This window comes from Curtobacterium sp. MCPF17_021 (assembly GCF_003234605.2).
GTDB lineage: Bacteria > Actinomycetota > Actinomycetes > Actinomycetales > Microbacteriaceae > Curtobacterium > Curtobacterium flaccumfaciens.
This window is the reverse complement of record NZ_CP126252.1, coordinates 2,548,793-2,572,208: the sequence shown is the minus strand read 5'-3', so window position 1 is coordinate 2,572,208 and position 23,416 is coordinate 2,548,793. Positions and strand designations below refer to the sequence as shown.

Sequence of the window (23,416 nt, the reverse complement as noted above, 5' to 3'; positions counted from 1 at the left end):
CCCCCAGCACCACCCCTCCCAGCACCACGCAGCAGCTCCACCACACAGAAAGTCACCGCACATGACAACGTCGTCCGTTGCAGCGCCCGACGCACCCGCGAAGTCGCGGGGCGGCGCACGCGTCGCCGTTCAGAAGTTCGGCACGTTCCTCTCCGGCATGGTCATGCCCAACATCGCGATCTTCATCGCGTGGGGCATCATCACGGCCTTCTTCATCGAGACCGGTTGGACGCCGGTCGGCATCCTCGGCGGGTTCGGTGAGACCGACGGTGTCGCCAACATCGGCCTCGTCAGCCCGATCCTGACCTACCTCATCCCGCTCGCGATCGCCTTCCAGGGTGGCCGCATGGTCTACGAGACCCGCGGGGCCGTCGTCGGCTCGATCATGGCAATGGGGGTCATCCTCGGCGCCAACGGCACGATCATGATCCTCGGTGCGATGATCTGCGGCCCTCTGGGAGCTTGGCTCATCAAGCAGGTGGACAAGATCTGGGACGGCAAGATCAAGCCCGGCTTCGAGATGCTCGTCAACAACTACGCTGCGGGCATCCTCGGGTTCATCCTGGCGATGGTCGGCTTCTTCGTGCTCGCCCCGATCTTCAAGGCGATCGCGAACGGCCTGGGTGCTGCGGTGGACTTCCTCGTCCAGCACTCGCTCCTGCCGCTCGCCAGCGTCATCATCGAGCCGGCGAAGGTCTTCTTCCTGAACAACGCCATCAACCACGGCGTGCTCGACCAGCTCGGTGCGGCGCAGGTCGACGACTCCGGCAAGTCGATCCTGTTCCTGCTCGAGGCGAACCCCGGCCCGGGTCTCGGCATCCTGCTCGCCTTCACCTTCTTCGGTGTCGGCATCGCCCGCTCGACCGCTCCCGGCGCGATCATCATCCAGTTCCTCGGTGGCATCCACGAGATCTACTTCCCGTACGTGCTGCAGAAGCCGGTCCTGTTCATCGCGGTCATCCTCGGTGGTGCCACGGGTGTCGCCACCAACGTCGCGTTCAAGTCCGGCCTGGTCGCCCCGGCGTCGCCCGGCTCGATCTTCGCGGTGCTCGGTGCGACGTCGAAGGACAGCTTCGTCGGCGTCATCCTGTCGGTCATCCTGTCCGCCGCGGTCACCTTCGCGGTCGCGTCGTTCTTCCTCCTCGCCAGCCGCAAGCGCGACCTCGCGTCCGGCAACGGTGGCGACATGAGTGCCGCGATGGCGAAGCTCCAGGCAAACAAGGGCCGCGACGTCAACGCGGCAACCGCCGGCCTGCTCGGCAACAACTCCCCGGCCAACGAGGAAGAGGCCGAGGCCTCCCTCGGCGGCGTCGGCTCGGCCAGCACGGCGACGGCGACGAAGGTCCAGAACCTGGTCTTCGCCTGCGACGCCGGCATGGGCTCGAGTGCGATGGGCGCCAGCGTCCTGCGCAACAAGATCAAGAAGGCGGGCATCGAAGGGGTCACGGTCTCCAACAAGGCGATCGCGAACCTGTCCGGTGACGAGGACCTGATCATCACGCAGGAAGAACTGACGGACCGCGCGAAGCAGAAGAACCCGAACGCGCAGCACGTGTCGGTCGGCAACTTCATGAACGCTCCGCAGTACGACCAGGTCGTCGAGCAGCTGAAGAACCAGTAACGCCACAACCAGTAACGAAGTGCAGTATCGGAGGGGACGGGGCTGACCCGTCCCCTCCATCTCGTCCTCAACACAAGGAGAACCCCCGATGCCCGTCCTGCAGGAGAGCCAGATCCGCATCCACACCGAGGACACCGCGCCGACCAAGTCGGAAGCGATGAAGGAGGCGGCCGAGATCCTCGAGGCTGCGGGCGCGGTCACGGCCGACTACTACCCGGCCATGCTCGAGCGTGAGAAGAGCGTGTCCACCTACATGGGCAACTTCCTCGCCATCCCGCACGGCACCAACGACGCGAAGGACGCCATCAAGTCGTCCGCCCTGTCGTTCATCCGCTACGCCAGCCCGATCGACTGGGACGGCAACCCCGTGCGCTTCGTCGTCGGCATCGCCGGTGTGAACAACGAGCACCTCGACATCCTGTCGAAGATCGCGATCGTGTTCTCCGACGAGGACGAGGTCCAGAAGCTCACCGACGCGGCCGACACCGCCGCGATCCTCGCGATCCTCGGCGAGGTCAACGAGTGAGCACCAGCACCGCCGTCCACTTCGGCGCCGGCAACATCGGCCGCGGCTTCGTCGGGCTCCTGCTCCACGAGGCCGGGTACGAGGTCGTCTTCGCCGACGTAGCCGCCCCGCTCATCGACGCCCTGGCCGCAGCCGACTCGTACACCGTGCACGAGGTCGGGGCCGGCACCCAGGACCACGAGGTCACGAACTTCCGCGCGCTGAACAGCGCCCAGGACGAGGACGGCGTGGTCGCCGAGATCGCGAAGGCCGCGATCGTCACGTGCGCCGTCGGCCCGAACGTCCTGAAGTTCATCGCCCCGGTCATCGCCCGCGCGCTCGTCGCCCGTGACGCGGACGCCGCACCGATCGCCGTCATGGCGTGCGAGAACGCACTGAACGCCACGGACCGCCTGCGCGAGTTCATCGTCGCCGCCCTGCCCGAGGACGGCCGCGATGCCGCCCTGGCCAAGGCCGTCTTCGCGAACACCGCCGTCGACCGCATCGTGCCTGCGCAGCCCGAGGGCGGCGGACTCGACGTCACCGTGGAGACCTACTTCGAGTGGGCCATCGACCGCACGCCGTTCGGTGGGAACGAGCCGGAGATCCCCGGCGCGCACTACGTCGACGGCCTCGCGGCGTCGATCGAGCGCAAGCTCTTCACCGTCAACACCGGGCACGCCACCGTCGCGTACCACGGCTTCGTCGCCGGGGCCGACAAGATCTCGGACGCCATCGCGATCCCCGCCGTGCGCTCCGAGCTCGAGTCCGTGCTCGCCGAGACGAGCGACCTGCTCATCCGCCGGCACGAGCTCGACCCCGAGGTGCACCGCGCGTACGTGCAGGCGATCATCGGCCGGTTCGAGAACCCGCACCTGCCCGACACGGTGACCCGCGTCGGCCGTCAGCCGCTCCGCAAGCTGTCGCGCGACGAGCGGTTCGTCTCGCCCGCCGCCGCGCTGGCCGAGGACGGCACGGAGCCGACGGCGCTCCTCGACGCGATGGCCGCGGCGCTCCGCTTCGACGTCGCCGACGACGAGCAGAGCGTCGAACTGCAGGCGCTGCTGGCGTCGGACGCATCCGACGCGGACGTCGCCACGCAGATCGCCGGTCTCGCTGCGGAGCACCCGCTGCACGCCGCGTTCACCGAGCGGATCCGGTCCGCGCGCGCCTGACGACGTCAGCACGGACGAACGGGAGGCCCGTCACCAGCTGGTGACGGGCCTCCCGTTCGTCCACCGGTCGCGGCTACCAGCCCAGGGCCGTGAGCAGACCGGACACCGTCGTGATCGTGGTGTCGCTGATCGCTCCCACCTGGACCCGACCGGGACGGCCGAGAGCGCGGTCGGCGCGCAGCACGAGGACCGCCGAGACCCCGGTGTCGCTCAGCCGACGGGTGTCCACCGGATCGTGCGCCGCGCCGCGGCCCACGAGCACCACGACCGATCGCCCGATGAGGGTCGGGTCCGGAGCATCGGCGATGGACGCGAGCGCTGCCCGGACGTCCGCCGCGCCGTCGGCGGTGGCCCGCCCGACCACGACGAGGGAGTTCTCCGGCGTCGCCGCGAGCACGGCGGCAGGGCCGACGTGCGCCCCCATGTCGTGCACCGTCACGCGTGAGGTGGCCGGTTGCAGGGTGGGGAGTCGTGCGGCGAGCTCGCCACCGGAGTGGTCCGTCGCCTGGACCACCACGCCGAGACGTCCGCCGACCGCGTCGGCGAGGAGTGCCGCGACGGTCGTCGTCCCGGTGCCGCCGGCGACCCCGGCGACGAGCACGGTCCGGGCGCGCTGCGCGGCTGCCCGCCGCGAGCCGGGCATGGGCGGCAGCGGTGCCGAGGTCGGGGGTGTGGTGCTCACGCGCCGTCCTCCACGAGGAGCTGGGCGTCGATCGACGCTGCGAAGGCCTGGACGATCGCCACACCGACCTCGCCCGTCGGCCCCCACGGAATCCAGGCCTCGGTCCACCAGACGGGCGCGGCGCGTGTCGCCCACGGGGCGAGTCGTGCGATCTCGGCAGCGTTCTCGACACGCTCGGGCATCTGGACACTCAGGACGGCCCGCCCGCGGTCGTCGACGATCTCGGTGACCACGCGGTCGAGCGTTCGCACCCGCAGATCCGGCGCGATCTGCGCTCCGGCCTCGACCAGTGCGAGCGACGAGGGAGCAGCAGCGGACAGGATGTTCACCTCACGGGGCATCGACGGCTCCCTTCGGGTCGAGCACGGTCGTCTGACCGGCGGGGTCGGCCTGCGCCGGGGCGACGGTCGTCGCCGTGGGGAAGTGGGCGACCTGCACGATGCGCGGGGGCGTCCCGCGTCGGACGAGACGCCCGCGGCCGGGCGGGAACTGCTCCGCGTAGACCTTCGGGAACACCTGCCCCTCCGACCGTTCGCCGCTCAGCACGAGCCCGGCCGCACCCGAGTCGCGGATCGACTGGATCACGGTGTCGTACATCGCGCGTGCGGCACCGGCGACGGGCCGCGTGAGCACGACGTGGAGTCCGAGGTCACGTGCCGACGGCAGGTACGGCATGAGGGGCGCGAGCGGGTCGGTGCCCGCCGAGGCGACGATGTCGTAGTCGTCGACGAGCACCACGATGCGGGGCCGCGGTCCGGTGGACGTGCCGGCGGCGCGCTGCTCGAGCTCCGCGGCGATGGCCGCGGCGAGCCCCCGGGCGTCCCGGCCGTTCGCCGCGTGCCCGCCGAGGAAGTCGTCCGGCGTGCCGGCCGCAGCGCTGCCGCGGACGTCCATGAAGGCGAGGACGAGTTCGTCCGGCGTCGAACGGTCCATGAACCCGGCCGCCAGGCCCCGGAGGAGCGCGGTCTTGCCGCTGGCCGTGTCGCCGAACACCAGCAGGTGCTGGTCGACGGCGGGGTCGAAGGCCACGAAGTCCATCGTGTCCTGGCGGAGCGCGAACGGGACCGTCGTCGGGGTGTCGAGCGGGTCCGGGAGCTCGGCCGGGTCGAACGACTCCGGCAGCAGGCGGATCGGCGCGGCAGCCGGACCGCCCCAGCTGTCGGCGACCCGCTGGGCGAGGGCGCCGAGCTCGTCGCCGACCACACCGTCCTCCACGTCGTCGAGCACCGGCAGGGCCACCTGGCCGAACAACTCGCCGTCGGTGAGGACACGACCGGGCTCGCCGGACTTCAGGGTCGCCGCGGCGGCGCGGGCGATCGTGGAGTCTGCCGGGTCGTTGAGGCGCAGTTCGAACCGCTGCCCGATCAGTGGCTGGCTCGCGAGCCGGAGTTCGTTCCACCGGGTGAGCCCGAGGACGACGTGGATGCCGAAGCTGCCGCCGCGCTGGAGCAGGTCGGCGAAGGCGTCCTCGAGCTCCTCGAACTCGGTGCGCATCACGCCGAACCCGTCGACGAGGAGCACCACGTCCGCCGATCCCAGTTCGGGGACACGGCCGGCGGCGTGCCGGGTGCGGAGCATCGCGAGAGAGTCGATGCCGTGATCGCGGAACACCCGTTCGCGCAGACGGATCATCGCCTGCAGCTCCTCGACCAGCCGGAGCAGGCGGTTCCGGTCGGCACGCGTGGCGACACCGCCGACGTGCGGGAAGCCCTCGATTCGACCGAGGCCGCCGCCGGCGAGGTCCATCCCGTAGACGCTGACCTGCCGGGGCGTGGTGGTCAGCGCGATCGATGCGGCCAGCGTGCGGAGGAACGTGGTACGGCCGGATCCGGGCGCTCCGATGACAGCGACGTGTCCGCCGCCCCGCGTGAGGTCCAGCATCCACGGCCGCTGTCGCTGCCGCGCGGGGTCGTCGAGCAGGCCGATCGGCACCGTGACCCCGGTCGGGTCGGAGAAGGCGTTGGGGTCGAGGACGGCGCCGAGTGCGAGACGCGTCGGCAGCGGCGGCAGCCACACCGGCGTGGTGTTGCGGTCGCCGCGGTCGAGGCGTTCGACGGCCTCGTCGACGACGCTCCGCCCGACGTCGGGTGCCTCGAGCGTGACCTCACCGGGTTCGTCGTCCTCGGCGGCCAGCGTGTTGTAGACGGGCAGCTCGAACGGCTCGGGGCCGGTGTCCGCGGACGCCGTGGTGACGGCCGACGCGGGAGCGGCGTCCTCGACCGGGCCGGACACGTAGCCGGATCGGAACCGCGTGTACACGCTCGTGTCCACCTTGAGGTAGCCGTAGCCGGGCACGGCGGGCAGGTGGAACGCGTCGCCCGTGTCGAGCACGACCTGGCTCTCGGCTTCGGAGAACGTGCGCAGGCCGAGCCGGTAGGACAGGTACGTGTCGAGGCCGCGGAGCTTGCCGGCTTCGATGCGCTGGCTCGACAGCAGCAGGTGCACGCCGATCGATCGTCCGATGCGCCCGATCATGAGGAGCAGGTCGACGAACTCCGGTTCCGCGGTGAGCAGCTCGCCGAACTCGTCGATGACGAGCACGAGGTGCGGCATCGGCGGCAGGTCCGGTCGCTGGGTGCGGAGTTCCCGGTAGTGCGTGATGGAGGGCGCCGATCCGGCGTCGCGCAGCATCTCCTGACGCCGTCGGACCTCGCCGGCGATCGACGCCCGGGCACGCCGGGTGAGCTGTGGGTCGTCGGCGAGGTTGTCGATGAGACCCGCGACGTGCGGGAGGCGGGCGAACGGGGCGAACGCGGCACCGCCCTTGTAGTCGACGAGGATCATCGCGAGGTCCTCCGGCGGGTGCGACACCGCGAGGCCGAGCACGAGGGTGCGGAGCATCTCACTCTTGCCGGATCCGGTCGCGCCGATGCAGATGCCGTGCGGCCCCATGCCGAGCTGCGCCGACTCCTTGAGGTCGAGCAGCAGCGGAGCGCCGAAGTCGTCGACACCGATCGGCACACGCAGGAAGTCCCGCGGGGCTCGGGGCCGCCAGGTGCGGTCCGGGTCGATCGTGGCGACGTCGTCGACCCCGAGCAGGTCCGAGACGCCGATGGCGGCCGACGACTCGGCACGCTGCTCGGTGTCGGCGGACAGTCGGAGGGGTGCGAGCGCTCGCGCGACGGCGGTGACGAGGGGCGGGGCGACGGGGTCGCAGACGGCGAGCTGGACCGGAGCGGGCTCACCTTCCTCGACGTCGCGGGCGTCGACGATCTCGAGGAGCGTCGTGCGTGCACTGGATCCGGCGCCCGTGCCACGGTCGGCACCCGGGGCGTCCGACCTCGCGGTCACCCGCACCCGGACGTCCGACGGTTCGTGCAGCCGGTCGGCGACGAGGTGCACGACCGTGATCCGGAGGTCCTCCGGCCGGGTCTCGCCCTCGGGGAGCGCGAGCGGAACGGCGACGGCGCCGTGCTCGTCCGCGAACACCACCAGGCGCGGCAGGTCGCTGCGCTTGGCCGAGTCACCGGACCGCCGGTACATCGCGGCGGTCCGGGCGCGTTCGCCCAGCTCGCCGGCGAGGGTGCGTGCGAGCGCCGGGACGTCCTCGGCGACCCGGCGCGCGCGCAGCGGCCCGTCGAAGGTGCGGTCCATCCGTGCGTGCGGGAGCAGGTCGAACCAGTCCCAGTCATCGGCGCGCGCCGCCGGGAACGCCGCGGCGAGGTGCAGGTCGTCCGGGGCGTGCAGCGCTGCGAGCTGCACGACGAGTGCCCGTGCGACCTCCAGCACGGCGTCGCGGTCGCCGACGACCGAGACGTCCCCGGCGCCGTCGAGTCGGACTGCGATGGGCATGGCGTGCACGGTGCCGTAGTGTTCGGCGACCTGCTCGAGCTCGGCGAGCATGAGCGGGTCGAGCGGCTGCACCGGGTTCTGGTCGGGCGGCACGGCGAGGTCGAGCCACCCTACGTCACCTGATCCGACGCGGACGCGCAGGAAGTCGCCGTGCGTGCGCCGCCGTTCCCAGAGGCGTGCCGGGTCACCGACGAGACGGGGGAGGGTGTCGGGCGAGGGGTCGACGTGCTCGGCCCGTTCCCGGACGGCGGTCGTGCGCGTCCGCAGGTCGCCGCGCAGTTCCTCGAGGTAGTCGAGGTACCGCTCGCGCTGCGTCCGCCGGTTCCGGACGGCGTTGCCCCGCTGGGTGAAGGCCATGCCGAGGCCGCCGACGAGGGCGACCACGAAGACCAGGGCGGCGACGACCATGAGCACCGGGTTGTTGCCCCGGAGCACGACCATCATCACGACCGACGAGATCGCACCGACGACCGGCAGCAGCGACTGCAGCGGGAGGCCGCCACTCGGCCCCTCCGGGAGCTGCGGTGGCGGGGCGAGTTGCTCGGCCTCGGGACGGACGAGCGGGGTGGAGACCCGGGCGGGCCGGTGCACGACACGGTTCACCGGGCGACCTCCGGGGGCGTGCGGCTGGCGCTACGGTCGACCGCCGCGTCGACGAGGGCTGCCGTCAGGTGGATGAGGGCGATCCGCGAGGCCGTGGGGCGTTCGCCACCCCCGGTGACGCTCGGGTCGCCCGGGATCGGGTGGACGGCGTGCCCGGGCCACCGGACGGCCGTGCGTGCGGCCCGGAGGCCAGCCCCCGTGGCATCGACCGGGACGACCAGGACGCGCGTGTCCGGCGCGTGCCGCCGGACGGCGTCGGCGTGGGCGACGCCCTCCTCGATGGCGGGGCGGTCCGGGCCGGTGACGAGGGCGACGACGTGGGCATCGGCAGCCACGGCACCGAGGTCGACGAACGGGCTCCTGGACCCCCAGTCCCCGACGACGACGTCGAAGAACCGCGCGATCGGTTCGACGGCGTCCGTCCACTCGGCGGGTGCGGCCTGTCGGCTCGGGAGGCGCGGGTCGCCGATCCGCAGCACGTGCAGTCCGGACGGGGTCACCGCCAGACCGTCGGTCGCGTCCCAGGACGTCCGGGCGGCGTCACGGCGCTCGGACCGCGGCGTCGGGTCCGTCCGGTCGGCGCCGGCGTGGGTGGCGAACGAGCGCAGCCCGGCGGCACCGTCCACGCCGAGCACCCGTCCGGAGCGACGACGGGCGAGCACGGTCGCCACGGCTGCCGCGGTCACGGAACAGCCGGTGCCGCCCCGGAGCGAGGCGAACGCGATGCGCCGACTGGTGGGAACGGCCTGCCGGATGGCCCGGTGCGCATCGTCGAGCTCGCGTGCACCACCGGCCACGCTGCCGAAGAACGCCCGCCCGAGCGCGGGGACGACGTCGTCGAGGAGCCGCATGGTCAGAACGTCTCCAGGAGTGCGGCGAAGAGGCCGAAGGTGCCGAGCAGCAGCGGCAGTGCCACGACGACCGAGATCGTCTCGAGGACGTTGCCGAGCGACCGCAGGCGGGCTCGCTGGTGTGCGGCCGGCCGGACCCCGGCGAGCAGGGCTCCGAGCACCCCGAGGCCTGCGAGCGCGCCGAGCACCTGGAACGGTGCGGTGGTGGCGTGACCGAGGAGCCCGAGCACCGCGGCGACCACGACGGCGCTCCAGAGCAGCACGCCCTGCAGCGTCAGCGGGAAGGCGCGCGTGCGGAGTGCGGCGACGACGACCACCGCGGCGCCGAGCCCGGCGGCCCAGGGGTCGCGGTCGGAGACGAGTGCGGCGCCGGCGAGGGCGATGGGGGCGGCCACCGCGGCGGTCGTCCAGTCGAGTGCTCGGTACGCGTCCTCGAGCGCCGTGACGACGCGGCCGCGAGCGACGGGCTCGCCGCCGCTCACCCGGTCGTCGAGGCCGGTCAGTCCGGCGGAGGACATCGCGACCGAGGGCAGGAGTCCGCAGACGGCGATGGCTGCGATCCCGACCACGCCCCAGCCGGCGGCCTGCGGGGCCGGAGTGAGCCAGGTGAGCATGCCGAGCAGCGGGAGCACGACGCCGACGACGGCCGCGACGCCGATCGTCCGCGTGCGCTGTCCGACGCCGAGTCCGAGGCCGAGCGCGATCCACGCCCAGACGAGCACCAGGGCGGCGACCATCGCGGGTTGGTCGCCGTCCCGCCCGACGACCGGTCCGACGGCCAGCCCGATCGGCAGCGCGAGCCCGGTGGCCGCGGCGGTGAGGGCGATGCCGGTCCAGCGGGCCCCGGCACGACCCGCGACGAGCGCCGCGATCGCCAGGACCACGCCGCTGCCGACGAGCACGGACGGCAACAGTGCGGGGGAGACGGTCCCGCCGTCGAACGCGGCTCGGACCGAGGCAACGGTGAACGCGGCGACCACGAGGGTGCCCGCGACCGAGGCGGTGGCCCCGACGGCGGCCGCGGCGACGGACCAGCGTGCGGCGGTGCCCCAGCCGTCGCGACGACGGCCGAGCGAGTCCGCGACGGCGTCGGTGACGTCCGAGACCTCGGGCGGCGGTGGTGCGTCGGCGCGACGGACGAGGTGCAGGACCTCGCCGTCGACGATCTCCTGTGTGGCGGCGTCCGCTGCCAGGGACACCTCTTCACCGGTGACGCGCACGAGGGCGACGGGTTGCGCGCTGTCCGCGATCGGTTCGTCGAGGATGTCGACCAGCCGCGGCAGCAGTCCGGCGAACGGCTCGTCGGAGGCGACGACGACGTCTGCACGGCGGCCGACACCGACGACGGTCACGCGGGTGAAGTCGCTCAACTGGTCTCCTGCTGGGATTGCGTGGTCGGCACCGGTCGCGGTGTCTGCTGCGCCTGTTGCTGGGCGGCCTGCTGCGCCAGCGCGTTCGTGACGAAGGAGTACCCGAGGCACCCAACCCCCACGACCGCGGCGAGCACCACGCTGCCGATGAACCGCTTGACGTTGTCGTTCACCAACCGGCGGTCGGCGAGGCGCCCGAGCACGAACGCCTGCCGGAGTCGTCGGCGGTGCGTCGAGACGCTCTCCAGCAGGATCGAGTCACTGTTCCGCGGCACGCTGCACCTGCTCCCTCGTCCGGTCGTCCATCCCGACGGCGTCGGCCACGCCGTCGGGCCCGATGTGGTCGATGACGTCGGCCAGCTCGTCGACCGGGTTGCGGTCCTGCCGCCGCCCGAAGGGCAGCACGAGCGCCGGGATCCGAGGGCGTCCGGCGATGACGGCGCCGAAGCGGTCGCGCATCGCCTCGACGTCGAGGTCGAGCTGCCGGACCGCCGGCGCACCGAGGAGCATCGCGACCGGCAGCGGGGGCGGGGACAGCCGCGGCGCCTGCGCGAGGTCCGCGCGGCCCGGGCGCCGGAGCACCAGGGCGAAGAGCGGCAGCTGCGTCGTGGCGAGCCGCCCGAGCACCTGCGGGACGGCGGCGACCCGCATCTCGGAGACGGTGTCCCCGAGTGCGCCGACCGCGAGCAGCCCGGTGGTGAGCTCCTCGACGCCGTGCTCGGTGCGCTGCGTGGCGATCGTCACCGCGAGGGGCGCGTCGGGCGACCCGACGGCGAGGAACCGCGTGGAGTCGGGCATCCGCGAGCGAGCGGCCTCGGTGAGCGTGTGCCGGTCCCACGCGTGACCCGCGGGTTCGTGCGTCCCCCAGCCGGTCGGTGCCGCCCCGGCGAACTCCGTCGCGAAGAGTTCGGTGGTGGCCCCGAGGACGGTCTCGTCCGCGGCCCGGTGCCGGACGGACACCGAGACGACGAGGTGTTCCGCCGTCGGCGTCCAGGGGCGCAGGTACCCGACGGCGACGTCCTGCACCGAGGTCGGCGGGCCGGTCCGGAGCGCGTCCGTGAAGTCGTCGAGTCGTCCGCCGTCGAGTCCGTTCCGCAGGCCGTCGTCGCCGCGGACGACCCACGCCCCGCCGCAGTCGAGCAACGCCTGGCGGAAGGCCTCGGTCACGACGGACAGGCCGTCGGTCACCAGGATCGGGCGGGCGCCCTCGCCTGCCGCGGTGGCGAGCAGGTCGGCCTGGGCACGTCCGAGCCGCACGATCCCCGCGCGGGTCTCGTAGCGGATGCTGCCGTCGCCCGCCGAGTCGACGAGCGGGTGCTTCGCGACCGGGCGGTCGTCCCCGGCGGTGTCGCGTCGGAGCGGGTTCACGTCGCGGCTCCGACGCGGTCGACCACGAACGCGTGGTCCCCGATCCGGACCGTCGAGCCGGCGGGCACGGGCAGGTCCACTCCGGGGACGAGGTCCTCGAACGAGGCGTCCGGACGGACCACCGAGGTGCCGTTGGTCGAACCGAGGTCGCGGAGCACGACGACTCCGCCGGCCTGCACGAGGGCGACGTGCGTCTTCGAGAGCGTGCGCGACAGGTCCGGCACCGCGACCGTCGCGATGCCGGGCTCCGCCTCGGGGTTCCGGCCGATCACGCAGGTTCCGCCGAACCAGTGCACGGCGCCGGAGTCGAACCGCAGGACGACCGCGTCGGGCGGTACCGAGTCATCGGCCACCGGTGCGGTCGGCGCGGGCACCGCCGCGAACCCGGCCGCGGGGGTGGGACCGAACCCCGCACGACGGGTGGCGTCGAGACCAGCCTGCACCGCGCCTCCAGACAGCGGCGTCGACCCCGGACGGACACCCGCCGACGCGGCGGCACCGAAGGCGGTGCCGAGCGCGGGCACCGCGGGGTCGAGCGGCTCTCGTCCACGTTGCAGCGACGCGGTCAGCGTGCCCGTCGCCGCGGCCCACGGGCCGGCTCCGGGCGCACGCCCGTGCCGACGGCCACCGAGTCGGGCGAGCTGTCGGACGGGCCCGGCGGGCAGCGCGTCGTCGACGTCGACGACGCGCGTACCGAGGAGCAGCCCGCCCGGCCCGCGGCCCGTCCTGGAGGCACGCATCACCACGATCGCGGTCGTCACGACGAGCCCGGCGACCGCGCCGGCGACGGCGGTGCCCACGGGGGCGGAGGAGGGGACCGCGGTGTGGGCGAGGAAGAGGAGGGCGGTGCCGGCGGCACCACCGAGCAGGCAGACGACGACGTCCACCAGCCGGGCGAGGAGGACAGCACCGGCCGAGCCTGTGGCGACGCCCTGCAGGGCGTCGTACTCGGCGGAGCCGACCGTGCGCCCGAGGAGGGCGCCGCAGTCGGTGCAGAAGCGCTGGCCCTGGCTCGTCGCGACCCCGCAGCGACCACAGGTCAGCACGGGCACCACGGACTCGACCACGATCGACGACATGCCCCACCTCCCCTCGGCAGGAACGATCATGTCAGAACCCGGGGGTGACGCGCGCGGCGGACGTGGTCTACGCTGCGGGTATTCGCTGTCACCCGTTCGGGGTGGGGGAACGACGGAGAGGATGCGCGATGAAGTTCGCGATGGGGGCTCAGGTCCTGACCAACCTGACCAAGCAGACGTCCGGTGCTTCCGGTGACCTGGGGACGCTCGTCCGCAAGTTGGCCGACTCGGCCGAGCCGCTGCAGGGTCGCTTCAACGGTGCCGGTCGAGCGGCCTTCGACCGTTTCAAGGCCGAGACCGACACCATCGCCAACGAGCTGAACGGTGCGCTCGCCAGCGTGCTGCAGGGCATCTCGGGCATGGACCGTTCGTTCCAGGAAGGCGACCAGGACATGGCGCAGTCCACGAGTTCGCTCGAGGGCAGCTCGAACTTCGACGCGGCCCGCTTCAGCGGCCGCGCCTGACGGATCTTCGGGGAGAGGGAGAGAACACCATGAGCGGTGGCAACCAGGCAGATCGTCGCGACTACGACGTCGCGGCCTCGCAGAACGCACAGGACAACTTCAACGCCGTTGCGGCGCAGCTCGAGTCGCTCATCGCGCAGCGTGACTCGGACGTGAAGGCAGCCATGGCCGACTACCAGGCCGACGGCGTCTCGGACGAGTACCACGCCAAGGAACAGCGGTGGAACACCGTCGCCGGCGAGGTCAAGCAGATCATCGCGACGCTGCGTGCGTCGCTGCAGTCGAACGACGAGTCGGCGCAGTCGGCCATCAGCAAGGCGAAGTCGGCCGTCGGCAACATCGGCTGACGTGGTCGACGGATGGCGGGTCGACCCCGCCGGGGTCGAAGCTGTGCTGACGGACGTGTCGACCAAGACCACGACGATGAACAACGCTCTGGGCGGATCCGCGGACGGATCGATCCAGGGCGTCGGAGCAGTCGTGCAGGACGCCGCGACGGCAGCACAGTCACAGGTGATCGGTGAGGCGCTCGCCGGGTTCTTCGAGCACCGGCAGGCCACACTGACGGGGATCCAGAACCGGATCCAGGCGTCGCTGTACGGCGCTGCCGGCGCGACACGTGCCATCGTCGACGGCGACGACGAGATGGGTGCTGCCACGGCACAGGCGAACGCCGTCACGGCGTCCACCAACGGCGACTTCCGCGCGTTCGACGGGATGTTCGACCGGTGACCGGCGTCGTCAAGACGGGAGCCATCCCGTACACGGACGTCCAGCTCGAGGCGATCACGAGCGGCGCCGCTTCGCTGCGGACCGTCGCGTCAGCCGTCCGCGACGGCACGGCCGACATCGTCACCGCCTGGAGCGGCATCTCCGGTTCCTACGAGGGCCCGAGCGATCAGGAACTCTTCGCGGTCATGACGCCCATCGGGCCCCAGGGCACGACGTTCGGCGACGACCTGGACGCCGCGGCGAAGGCGCTCGACACGTTCGTCACCGAGGTCATACCGATCGTCGCTGCGCTCAAGGCGTACGTCACGCGTGCCGAGCAGCTGCACCGCGACGTCGACGCGTTCACCCCGAAGACCGCGACGACCGAGTACGGCAACAACGCGACCGTCGAGTCCTGGGACCAGGACGAGACCCTGACCGACGAGAACAACGCGATCATCAACGGCGTCGCCGCCCAGGTGGTGGCGTACCAGGCTGCCGAGCGCACTTGCGCGAACACCATCCGCGGGCTGTCCGGCCTGCAACCGCTGCACGCGATGAGCGGCAGTGGTTCGGACGACGCCCTCGCCTACGGGTACGACAAACTGCCCGCCGGCACGAAGCTGCCGTGGGGGACCGCGTCGGAGCGGAAGGAATCGTGCTCCGAGAAGACCGTCGACTTCCTGCCGAACATGCTCACGGGCGTGGCCGTCGACGGCATCTGGGGCACCGTGAAGGGACTCGGCACCCTCGTCGGTCTGGACGGCACGGGCTTCCACCTGGAGACCGCGGCGACGTCGTGGAGCGGAGTCCTCGCCCTCACCGGCTTCAACACGAAGACCATGCAGAAGGACCCCGACCTCCAGCGCGAGGCGTGGACCCAGCTGGGGAAGGCCACCGTCGGTTGGGACGAATGGGGCAGGGACCCCGGTCGCGCCGCCGGACAGGCGCTGTGGGGGATCGGCTCGATCGTCGTCCCGATCGTCGGGCAGGCGGGCAAGCTCGGCGCCGTCGGCAAGGTCGGCGAAGTCGCGGGGGCCGTCGGCAAGGCGGGGAAGTACCTCGATCTCGTCGATGCCGGCGCGTGGGTCTCGAAGGGCCTGACCAAGGTGCTGCCGAGGCTCGATGAGCTCAAGACGATCATGACCAAGGGTGTCGGTGACGACGCGGTCGGGTCGACCGGGCGCCTCGCCGACTTCAAGACCGGGCTCGGTGACTACCTGCACGGACGGCACGGCGAAACCGACGTCGAGGTGCCGCCGGCTCGGACCGAGGCGGACGCGGACGTGCGGGCGGGGAGCGACGCGAACGCGCGGGCCGACGGCGGCGACGCGACGGTGCACGCGCCGGAGCGGGAGCCGGCGCTCGTGGGGGCCGGTGGGCGCGGGGAGCACGGTGAGACGACGACAGGCGACGGCGGTTCGACGTCGGGGTCGCACGGCGGGGCAGGGCACGGGGGCGATTCGGCCGGGCACGGTGGGTCGGGCCACGGCACGGATGCCGATCACGGCGCCGGTGATGGTCGGCCGGACGGCGACGGGCACGACGGGTCCGGGACTCCGCCCCCGCACCACTACGACCGTTCGACGGACCCGGTGTTCTCCGACGATCCCAGTGGTCCCGGCTGGGAGCGTGACGAGTCGGCCCGGGGCGATGCCGAGCGGCCCGGCTACGGCCAGCCGCACCTCCACTTCGACGAGCTCGGTGAGAACTACCGAGCTCCTGACGACCCGACGTACAAGGGCGCGGGGATGAGCGACGAAGTGCGCGCTCTCGTCGACGACTGGGGCAATCCGAACGGCCTGTACGGCAAGGACGCCGACGGCAACTACCTCACGCGGGACGGCTGGGAAGACCGGTACATCGACTGGAACGAGAAGTGGCAGTCGTACGCGCCGGAGTACCCGGGCAACGCAGGAGCTGTTGCCGGCCATCGCGTGGACTGGACGGATCCGCAGTTGTTCGTGCAGCAGTACGGGTCGCAGTTGGACCGGCTCGGTGCGGACAAGGGCGAATTCCTCTCGTTCCCCGGGACGTCATTCGAAGAGCGAGCGTTGCCGCCGTCCAACCTCAGCGACAAGTACTCGACGTTCGACTTTGATGCCGCTGCATTCGAAGGAAAGGGACTGAAGATCGAGGTGAGCGAGATCGCTCCGGCTTTCGGGCACCCTGGCGGTGGACTTCAGGTGCGGTTCTTCAAGCCGGGAGATCCGATTGAGTTCGTTTCCGTCACCGACCTCAAGAGATTGGGAATCCTGAGTTGACCGACAGTGAACCAGGCGAGTTCGCCGACCTCCAGTACCTCGAGGACGTCCTGCTGCGTGCCGGAAACGACCTCGTCACGTGTGAACCGCGAAGGGTGCAGTTCGGCGATCACGAGACACTGCAGCGGTACTCGGTGTCAGGCACGTCGGTCGAGGAGTGGCGTGGAGACCGGGGGCGTGGCGCCCTGACCGGCACACGGTTCGGGTCGGCCACGGACGCGGAATTGTGGATCGTCGCGGACGCGAGTGGGTACATTCGCGAAGCTCGTGGCCTGCCGATCGCACATTGGCTTCCCGACCAAGAGCACGAACTCCCCGAAGGGTTCACTATGGAGCAAAACGGCGCCGGTGTTCTCCTCACCTGGAGCGCATCGGGAACGGAACACCGAGTCCGTTTCGGCGGCGCTCTCCCGGAGGCCCATGCGGTGCAGTTCTCGGCCGTGGCACGGGTGCCGCTGAACCAGATCGAAGAGTGCGCGCTCCAGCTCGACGCCCGCTCGGCGTTCGCGGCCGCGGCGTCCGCTGCTTCGCGCTGAACGACTCCGTCGTGCCGCTGATCCATCGGACTACGCCGCAATACCGTGCCTCGAGGTGCTCGTGGTCCTCTTGCGCAGTGCTGGGCATGAGCGGGTCGTCACCGAGCCGACGCTCGTGGAGTTCGGCGATCACGAGACGTTGGAGCGTTACGTCGTGCAGGACTCGGAAGTCCTGGGATGGCGAGGCGACCGAGGCTCGGGAGACTGGACAGATGTCGTGTTCAGAGACGGAGACGGTGACGATGCTGCGCGTCGAATCGCGTCCTCTGCTGCTGGTGTCACCCGAGATCGAGCTGACCTCGAACGCGCCCACTGGCTGCATCGATCACCCCCAGGAGCTTCCCGCTGGCACGACGTCGACGGTCGAGTCCACGTTGAACGTGCTCCGGTGGACGGCGCAGGGCGCCCCGCACCGTGCCTGGTTCGGGAGGGGTCGTTTCGTTGCCGTTCGCAACGGTGGCGCGTGTTCCCGTGGACCGCATCGAGCAGTGCGCGCTCGAGACCGATTCCCGGCGAGCATTCGCCGAGCCTTCGCTTCCCGATTGACTCCGGTCTCTCGGCACGAGGCGCGGCCGTCCGTTCAGTCCTGAACGACGATCCTCTGCAGCGCGCCGCTGACGAGCAGATCGCGGATCGTCTCCGCACCCTCCGCGATCGAGAAGCGGACCGCGCCGCCGGGCTGCCCGAACCAGGGGAGTGTGATCTGGGCGTGAACGAGGACGTTCTCCGTCGTCACGTACGGGTGGACGGTCGACGGGAGCGACAGCGCGGTCGGCGGAAGCGCTCGCGATTCGAACGAGGCGGCGTACGGGTTGAGCAGCCATCCGTCGGGCCCACCGACTCGGTCCACGGGGATTCCTGGGGGCAGCTGGATGAGGACCTGTCCGCCGCTGGACCGGATCTGGTCGGCCAGTTCGGGAAGGTAGCGCTCAGACGAGTCTCTGAGCCTCCCGAGTTCTCTGCGTGAGATCGTCCTGGGCGCCGGCATCGGGCGGCGGAGGAACGCACGGAGCACCTCCGCTGCGCCGTCCTCGTCCCCTGCGCGTCCGATCACTCGCGCTTGGCCGTAATCCACGCACTGCAACTCGAAGCCAGTCCCGGACGGCTCGATACGGAGCGCGCCTTCGAGCGGCGGTTCGTCGAGCACGTCACCGGGGAGCGCGACGAACTGTGAGGTGAAACCGGAGCGGTCGAGGTTTGCGCGGAGCGAAGAGAAGGCCACCCGACCAGCGTATCGACGGCCGAGCGTCGCTTTCGGCCGGTTCGGGATTGTCGGGCCGATACCGTGGGCCGGGATGCTCCGGGTCCTCGACGCCCTCGAGCAGCGGCCGGAGAAGGTAGGACGAACCATGGACGGCGTCGACGCGACGCGTGAGCTCGCCGTGGCCGAAGTTGCTGGCATTCGTTGCTGCTGGATGCGGCGGCCTTCGAACGAGGCCGACATGCCGAGCATCTACGTGATGGATGGCGGTTGGCGTGTCTCGATGACGAACGAGCGCGCCACCGAGGAGTCCGTTAAGGACTACTCAGATCGTGAGGAGGCCATCGGTGACTTCGTCAAGAGGGTGCACGGATTCGTCGAGTACCAGAGCGACGGCTCCCGACGATGTCCAGGTGGCGGTCGTCGCCAGCACGTGGACGTTCTCGTGGCAGGACCGCAGCGACGAACACTTTGTCCGCGCGTTCGGTGTGCCTAGGCGAGTACCGCCTACCGACTTTGTCGGGTGCGTGAGCTGGCGCTTGAACAATTGATGGACGTGGTGACCTCGCCGAGCCCGACGCGTCACCTCCGGGAGCTCAGAGCCTTGCTCCGGGTATCAGACGGGGCGACCTCGTCCTCTTCGAGTTCGGCGAGCTGGAGGCGACGTTCCGGATAGCCGTCGCCGGCTCTGGGTTCGCGTTCGAGATCTGCTGCGGGAAGGGGCTTGGCGGAACCCTGTCTCGTGGTTCCCCGGACTGGCGAGTGTCCCGGACGGCATCGACGTCCTCGGGACCAACTCCAGGACGGTGCTCCGCTGGGAGACCGAAGGCGAGGAACACGTCGTTCAGGTGCTCCTTGACGACAGCACAACGCTCGTTTGCCAGCTCGCGTGGGTGCGGCGCTGTTCCCTGCCCGAAGTGATCGCGATCGTCACCTCCGATGACCCGGGCCATCGCACCGGCAGTCTTCCGTCCGATGTGTCTCGAGGTCGGCTGGCGGCACTACGAGGACGAGTCCATTGCGCTGGAGATGTACCTTGGCGCTGCTGCGGGACCTCAACGACCTCATCGCCAGCAGAGCCGTCCGCTGATGCACCGAGAGTACGAGGAGCACTGACACCGATGCACCAGATCGACGCGCTCCGACACCTCGCCGACGCGGAAGCGGCCGGTGCCGGCTTGAACTGGCTGCGAGCACCGCACAACGACGTGAACGTATCGTCCCTTCACGAGGCGGACGGCCGCTGGGTGGTCTCGACCACGAACGAGCGTGCGACGGAGGAGAGCGTGCACGAGTACGCGGACCGCGCGGCCGCGATCGAGGACTTCGTGTCGCGCATCGACGCGTCCGTCAGCCTCGTCGAGTGGCAGACGGGACGCACCGGCACCACGTGACCAGCGGCTCCTCGTGCGGACAGCCGTGCGGCGTAGCGTCCATCGCATGACGAAGCACTGGGTGGCACCGCGGTTCGGCGGCAGCGAGGTCCTCGAGTACGTCGGCACCGAGGTGCCGGCGCCCGGCCCCGGCGAGGTCACCATCACCGTCCGCGCCGCCGGCATGAACCCCGCAGACACCAAGCACACCCGCCAGGGCGACCCCGCGGACCTGCCCATCGCCGTCGGCTACGAGGTCGCCGGCGTCCTGTCCGCCGTCGGCCCCGACACCGAGATCGCGTCGGGTGGGGGAACGGTCGGCGACGAGGTCCTCGCGTTCCGCGTCAGCGGCGGCTGGGCCGAGTCGGTCACGGTGCCCGCGGCCGACGTCTTCGCGAAGCCCGCTTCGCTCGGCTTCCCGGAGGCCGCCAACCTGCTCCTCGCCGGCTCGACCGCCGCCGACATGCTCCGCGTCACCCGCGCCGAGGGGCGCGACACCGTCCTGGTGCACGGCGCATCGGGCGCGGTCGGCGTCAGCCTGCTCCAGCAGCTACGGCTGCTCGGCACCCGCGTCATCGGCACCGCATCGGAGCGTGGTGCGGACGTCGTGCGACGCTTCGGTGGCGAGTGGGTCCAGTACGGTGACGGCCTGGAGGCGCGTGTCCGTGACCTCGCACCCTCCGGGATCGACGTGGCACTGGACTGCGTCGGCACCGACGAGGCCGTCGACGTCTCGCTCGCGTTGGTCGCGGACCGGTCACGGATCGTGACGATCGCCGCGCAGGCGCGGGCTGCATCGGACGGCATCGCCGCGGTGGGCGGCGCGCAGCCGGCCGGCAAGGCGTTCCGGGATTCGGTGCGGCAGCGGCTCATCGACCTCGCCGGTGCCGGACAGCTCGAGGTCCCGGTGGCGCGGACCTTCCCGCTGGCCGAGGCGAAGGCGGCGGCGGAGCTGCTCGAGTCCGGGCACCCCGGGGGCAAGCTCGCGCTCCTGCCCTGACCGCATCGTCGGACAGGAGTCGTTCCCGCGGATGACGCTCGCCGGCTCGGGGGAGTGCCACACTCTGTGTGGACCGACAGCCGCGCCGGAAGGAACCGACCGATGAGCGACCAGTACCCGCCCCGTGACCCGTACGGCCAGCAGCAGGGCCCGTACGGACAGCAGCCGTGGGGGCAGCAGCCTCCGGGGCAGTACGGGCAGCCCGGTCCGGGTCGGCCGAGTGGTGGGAGGTCCGAGCCGCCGCTCTGGGCACCCTGGTACGGCATCCCCTTCCCCCAGGCCTTCCGGCGGTTCTGGAAGAAGTACGTGCGCTTCGACGGTCGGGCCAGTCAGTCGGAGTACTGGTTCTGGGCGCTCTGGTACCTCATCGGTTCGGCTGCCGCCGGCATCATCGGCAGCGGGTTCGACGTGCTGCCGTTCGTCGACGACGGCTCAGACGGACTCGGCAGTCTCTGGAGCCTGGCCTGCGCGCTCGGTTTCATCGCGTTGACCGTGCGGCGGCTGCACGACGTCAACCTCAGTGGCCTGCTCGCCCTGTTGTTCATCATCCCGCCGATCGGCATCCTGTTCTCGTTGATCATCGGCCTGATGTCGTCGAACCCGCAGGGGCAGCAGTACGACCGTCCGCTCCAGGGGTGACGCGCGGTACCGGTTCTGACCGCCGCTCAGGAGTTCTGGTTGACTCGACCGTGAACATCAGCCAACACTCGAGGGGGACCACGTGAGCGACCAGTACCCGCAGGATCCGAACAACCAGCCGAACGCCCAGTTCGGCGGCGCACCGCAGTACGGCCAGCAGCCGCCGACCGGACCGAACGGCGAACCGCCGCTCTGGGCACCGTGGTACGGGATCTCGTTCGGCAAGGCCGTCGGCCGCTTCTTCAAGAAGTACGCCACGTTCAGCGGTCGTGCCAGCCGGAGCGAGTTCTGGTGGTGGTACCTCGCCAACGCGATCGTCGGCATCGTCCTCGGCATCCTGTACGCCATCGGTTTCGCGACCTCCGAGCGCTCGACCGTGTCGATGTCGTCCTCGACGTCGACCAGCGTCCAGTCCACCGTCACCGAGCCGTCCGCGCTCTTCGTCATCTCGGGCATCCTGTTCCTGCTCTGGGGACTCGCGATCATCATCCCGACGCTCGCCCTCGGCTGGCGCCGACTGCACGACGCGAACCTCCCCGGTGCGCTGTGGATCATCGCGATCTTCGTCGGCATCGTCGGCATCGTCTTCGGCCTGCTGCCCTCGAACCCGCAGGGCGCGCGGTACGACCGCCCCGTCTCGAGCCGATGAGCAACGACGGGACGCCCCAGTGGGGCCAGCCCGGCGGCGATCAGCAGCAGGGACAGCCGGGGTTCGGCGAGCAGCCCGGGTACGGGCAGCAGCCCGGCTACGGCGAGCAGCCTGGGTACGGGCAGCAGCCTGGCTACGGGCAGCAGCCTGGGTACGGGCAGCAGCCTGGCTACGGGCAGCAGCCTGGGTACGGGCAGCAGCCTGGCTACGGGCAGCAGCCCGGCTACGGACAGCAGCCGTACCAGCAGTACGCCCAGCCGTACGTCGGTGGGTACCCGCAACTGGCGGAGCCGATACCGGTCGGCCCGGACGGCGTTCCGCCGCTGTGGGCCCCCTGGTACGGCATCGGGTTCCTCGACGCGTTCCTCCGGTTCTTCAAGAAGTACGCCCGCTTCGATGGCCGTGCCGGTCGCAGTGAGTACTGGTACTGGTTCCTTGCCAACGCCATCGTCACGATCGTGCTCTACGGGGGCTTCATCGCCCTGCTGATCGCCACCAGCCCGACCACAACCGTCGTGGACGACTACGGGTACTCGCGCGACGTGTCGGGGGCGCCTTCGCCGTTCGCCTTCGTGCTGCTCGGGCTCTTCGGACTGTGGTGGCTCGCCACCCTCGTGCCGAATCTGGCACTCGCGTGGCGCCGGCTTCACGACGCGAACCTGCCGGGCCCGCTCTGGCTCGTGTCGCTCATCGCGAGCCCCGCAGCCATCGTGTTCGGCTGCCTGCCGTCGAACCCGGCCGGTGCGCGGTACGACCGCCCCGACCTCCGGTAGCTCCACGAACGAGAACAGCCCGCCCCACGCATCGAGCGCGGGGCGGGCTGTTCGTGTGTCGGTGGGTTCAGACGACCCGGAGGCGGACGAGCGCGCCGTCGACCACCAGGTCACGGACGGTGGCCGACGGGTCGGCGATCTGGAAGCGCAGGGCGCCGCCCGGCTGCTCGAACCAGGGCTGGACGAAGCGGACGTTCACCAGGAACGGCCGATCGACGACGTACCGGTGGGTCTCCGGCGACGAGGTCACGTGCGGGGGCAGTGACCGGCTGGGCAGCGGGGTGTCGAGCGGGTGCAGCAGGTAGCCGTCCGGGCCCCCGATGCGGTCGACGGGGACACCGGCCGGGATCTGGATGGTCAGCCCCTGCTCGCCGGCCTGTGCGACCTGCTGCGCGAGCTGCGGGTAGGTCGACGCTGCGCGGTCGCGGAGCCCCTCGAGCTCATGACGAGGGATGTCGCGCGGCTCCGGGAACGGACGGTTCAGGAAGCGGCGCAGCATCTCGACCGCGTCGTCCTCGCCCGTGGCCTGCGCGAGACGACGAGCCGTTCCGTAGTCGACGACCTCGAGCGCGTAGCCGGAGGCGTCGGTCTGGACGATGCGGAGCGCCCCCTCGACCGGCGGTTCGTGCAGGGTCTCGCCGGGGAGCTGCACGTACCGGGTCGTGTAGCCGAGCTGGTCGAGGATGGGGCGGGTGTCCGCGAACGTCATGGTCGGGAGCCTATCGGTCGACGTGGTGCTGGGCCTTGGACGGAGCCGGGA

The 23,416-nt window shown here is 71.1% G+C and carries 24 protein-coding genes; 14 read left to right on the top strand and 10 right to left on the bottom strand.

The window, feature by feature from the left end:
• Positions 1 to 61 precede the first annotated feature (61 nt).
• The 3 genes from DEJ29_RS12030 to DEJ29_RS12020 all read left to right on the top strand — a co-directional run bounded on the left by DEJ29_RS12030 (position 62) and on the right by DEJ29_RS12020 (position 3,301).
• Positions 62 to 1,621, top strand: a complete 1,560-nt coding sequence (locus tag DEJ29_RS12030) for a PTS mannitol transporter subunit IIBC (protein ID WP_111095351.1) — start codon at positions 62 to 64, stop codon at positions 1,619 to 1,621.
• Between the two features lie 88 nt (positions 1,622 to 1,709).
• Positions 1,710 to 2,147 carry a PTS mannitol transporter subunit IIA gene (locus DEJ29_RS12025; RefSeq protein WP_017888729.1) on the top strand — a complete coding sequence of 146 codons (438 nt, stop codon included), beginning with the start codon at positions 1,710 to 1,712 and terminating at the stop codon, positions 2,145 to 2,147.
• Entirely contained in the window at positions 2,144 to 3,301 is a 1,158-nt protein-coding gene (locus tag DEJ29_RS12020) for a mannitol-1-phosphate 5-dehydrogenase (protein ID WP_111095352.1), read from the top strand. Before DEJ29_RS12025 ends, DEJ29_RS12020 begins: the two co-directional genes overlap by 4 nt.
• 73 nt (positions 3,302 to 3,374) lie before the next feature.
• Here DEJ29_RS12020 and DEJ29_RS12015 read toward each other — a convergent pair whose 3' ends face one another.
• Genes DEJ29_RS12015 through DEJ29_RS11980 form a run of 8 tightly spaced genes read right to left on the bottom strand, consistent with a single transcriptional unit; the run spans position 3,375 to position 13,076 of the window.
• Positions 3,375 to 3,983, bottom strand: coding sequence for a hypothetical protein (locus DEJ29_RS12015; RefSeq protein ID WP_111095353.1), 609 nt, complete (start codon positions 3,981 to 3,983; stop codon positions 3,375 to 3,377).
• Positions 3,980 to 4,324 carry a hypothetical protein gene (locus DEJ29_RS12010; RefSeq protein ID WP_111095354.1) on the bottom strand — a complete coding sequence of 115 codons (345 nt, stop codon included), beginning with the start codon at positions 4,322 to 4,324 and terminating at the stop codon, positions 3,980 to 3,982. Before DEJ29_RS12010 ends, DEJ29_RS12015 begins: the two co-directional genes overlap by 4 nt.
• A complete protein-coding gene (gene eccCa, locus DEJ29_RS12005; protein ID WP_111095355.1) occupies positions 4,314 to 8,378 on the bottom strand; it encodes a type VII secretion protein EccCa in 4,065 nt (1,354 codons plus the stop codon). The genes DEJ29_RS12010 and eccCa overlap by 11 nt, the downstream gene beginning before the upstream one ends.
• On the bottom strand, positions 8,375 to 9,229 hold the full coding sequence (locus DEJ29_RS12000) for a hypothetical protein (protein WP_111095356.1): 855 nt from the start codon (positions 9,227 to 9,229) through the stop codon (positions 8,375 to 8,377). Before DEJ29_RS12000 ends, eccCa begins: the two co-directional genes overlap by 4 nt.
• 2 nt (positions 9,230 to 9,231) lie before the next feature.
• Positions 9,232 to 10,599: an EsaB/YukD family protein gene (locus DEJ29_RS11995; protein ID WP_181438225.1), complete on the bottom strand. Its 1,368-nt coding sequence runs from the start codon at positions 10,597 to 10,599 to the stop codon at positions 9,232 to 9,234.
• Positions 10,596 to 10,874: a hypothetical protein gene (locus DEJ29_RS11990; RefSeq protein ID WP_111095358.1), complete on the bottom strand. Its 279-nt coding sequence runs from the start codon at positions 10,872 to 10,874 to the stop codon at positions 10,596 to 10,598. Before DEJ29_RS11990 ends, DEJ29_RS11995 begins: the two co-directional genes overlap by 4 nt.
• On the bottom strand, positions 10,858 to 11,967 hold the full coding sequence (locus tag DEJ29_RS11985; protein WP_111095359.1) for a DUF6177 family protein: 1,110 nt from the start codon (positions 11,965 to 11,967) through the stop codon (positions 10,858 to 10,860). Before DEJ29_RS11985 ends, DEJ29_RS11990 begins: the two co-directional genes overlap by 17 nt.
• Positions 11,964 to 13,076 (bottom strand): FHA domain-containing protein, encoded by a 1,113-nt coding sequence (locus DEJ29_RS11980; RefSeq protein ID WP_111095360.1) that lies wholly within the window; start codon positions 13,074 to 13,076, stop codon positions 11,964 to 11,966. The genes DEJ29_RS11985 and DEJ29_RS11980 overlap by 4 nt, the downstream gene beginning before the upstream one ends.
• A 98-nt stretch (positions 13,077 to 13,174) precedes the next feature.
• On the opposite strand from DEJ29_RS11980, the gene DEJ29_RS11975 reads away from it, so the two are divergent.
• The 5 genes from DEJ29_RS11975 to DEJ29_RS11955 are packed head-to-tail and all read left to right on the top strand — an operon-like array spanning position 13,175 to position 17,021.
• The gene (locus DEJ29_RS11975; protein WP_110861342.1) at positions 13,175 to 13,510 is read left to right on the top strand and encodes a WXG100 family type VII secretion target; all 336 of its coding nucleotides are present in this window, start codon (positions 13,175 to 13,177) and stop codon (positions 13,508 to 13,510) included.
• 29 nt (positions 13,511 to 13,539) lie between these two features.
• Positions 13,540 to 13,857: a pore-forming ESAT-6 family protein gene (locus tag DEJ29_RS11970; protein WP_027466434.1), complete on the top strand. Its 318-nt coding sequence runs from the start codon at positions 13,540 to 13,542 to the stop codon at positions 13,855 to 13,857.
• A 1-nt stretch (position 13,858) separates the two neighbouring features.
• The gene (locus DEJ29_RS11965) at positions 13,859 to 14,242 is read left to right on the top strand and encodes a DUF6507 family protein (protein WP_111095361.1); all 384 of its coding nucleotides are present in this window, start codon (positions 13,859 to 13,861) and stop codon (positions 14,240 to 14,242) included.
• The gene (locus tag DEJ29_RS11960; protein ID WP_111095362.1) at positions 14,239 to 16,485 is read left to right on the top strand and encodes a TNT domain-containing protein; all 2,247 of its coding nucleotides are present in this window, start codon (positions 14,239 to 14,241) and stop codon (positions 16,483 to 16,485) included. The genes DEJ29_RS11965 and DEJ29_RS11960 overlap by 4 nt, the downstream gene beginning before the upstream one ends.
• Complete coding sequence (locus DEJ29_RS11955) at positions 16,482 to 17,021, top strand: Imm61 family immunity protein (RefSeq protein ID WP_027466437.1); 540 nt, start codon at positions 16,482 to 16,484, stop codon at positions 17,019 to 17,021. The genes DEJ29_RS11960 and DEJ29_RS11955 overlap by 4 nt, the downstream gene beginning before the upstream one ends.
• A gap of 580 nt (positions 17,022 to 17,601) precedes the next feature.
• Here DEJ29_RS11955 and DEJ29_RS11950 read toward each other — a convergent pair.
• Positions 17,602 to 18,243 carry a glycohydrolase toxin TNT-related protein gene (locus tag DEJ29_RS11950; RefSeq protein WP_181438227.1) on the bottom strand — a complete coding sequence of 214 codons (642 nt, stop codon included), beginning with the start codon at positions 18,241 to 18,243 and terminating at the stop codon, positions 17,602 to 17,604.
• Positions 18,244 to 18,316: 73 nt separating this feature from the next.
• On the opposite strand from DEJ29_RS11950, the gene DEJ29_RS11945 reads away from it, so the two are divergent.
• From DEJ29_RS11945 to DEJ29_RS18335, 6 genes are all read left to right on the top strand, one after another.
• On the top strand, positions 18,317 to 18,718 hold the full coding sequence (locus tag DEJ29_RS11945) for a hypothetical protein (protein ID WP_181438228.1): 402 nt from the start codon (positions 18,317 to 18,319) through the stop codon (positions 18,716 to 18,718).
• Between the two features lie 625 nt (positions 18,719 to 19,343).
• Positions 19,344 to 19,616: a hypothetical protein gene (locus tag DEJ29_RS11940; protein WP_111095364.1), complete on the top strand. Its 273-nt coding sequence runs from the start codon at positions 19,344 to 19,346 to the stop codon at positions 19,614 to 19,616.
• Positions 19,617 to 19,662: 46 nt separating this feature from the next.
• On the top strand, positions 19,663 to 20,595 hold the full coding sequence (locus DEJ29_RS11935; protein WP_111095365.1) for an NADP-dependent oxidoreductase: 933 nt from the start codon (positions 19,663 to 19,665) through the stop codon (positions 20,593 to 20,595).
• A gap of 102 nt (positions 20,596 to 20,697) precedes the next feature.
• Positions 20,698 to 21,234, top strand: coding sequence for a DUF805 domain-containing protein (locus tag DEJ29_RS11930; RefSeq protein ID WP_111095366.1), 537 nt, complete (start codon positions 20,698 to 20,700; stop codon positions 21,232 to 21,234).
• A gap of 82 nt (positions 21,235 to 21,316) precedes the next feature.
• Positions 21,317 to 21,883 carry a DUF805 domain-containing protein gene (locus DEJ29_RS11925; RefSeq protein ID WP_111095367.1) on the top strand — a complete coding sequence of 189 codons (567 nt, stop codon included), beginning with the start codon at positions 21,317 to 21,319 and terminating at the stop codon, positions 21,881 to 21,883.
• Positions 21,880 to 22,656 (top strand): DUF805 domain-containing protein, encoded by a 777-nt coding sequence (locus DEJ29_RS18335; protein WP_111095368.1) that lies wholly within the window; start codon positions 21,880 to 21,882, stop codon positions 22,654 to 22,656. The genes DEJ29_RS11925 and DEJ29_RS18335 overlap by 4 nt, the downstream gene beginning before the upstream one ends.
• Before the next feature lie 67 nt (positions 22,657 to 22,723).
• On the opposite strand, the gene DEJ29_RS11915 is transcribed toward DEJ29_RS18335, so the two are convergent.
• On the bottom strand, positions 22,724 to 23,365 hold the full coding sequence (locus tag DEJ29_RS11915; protein ID WP_071244287.1) for a TNT domain-containing protein: 642 nt from the start codon (positions 23,363 to 23,365) through the stop codon (positions 22,724 to 22,726).
• Positions 23,366 to 23,416 lie beyond the last annotated feature (51 nt).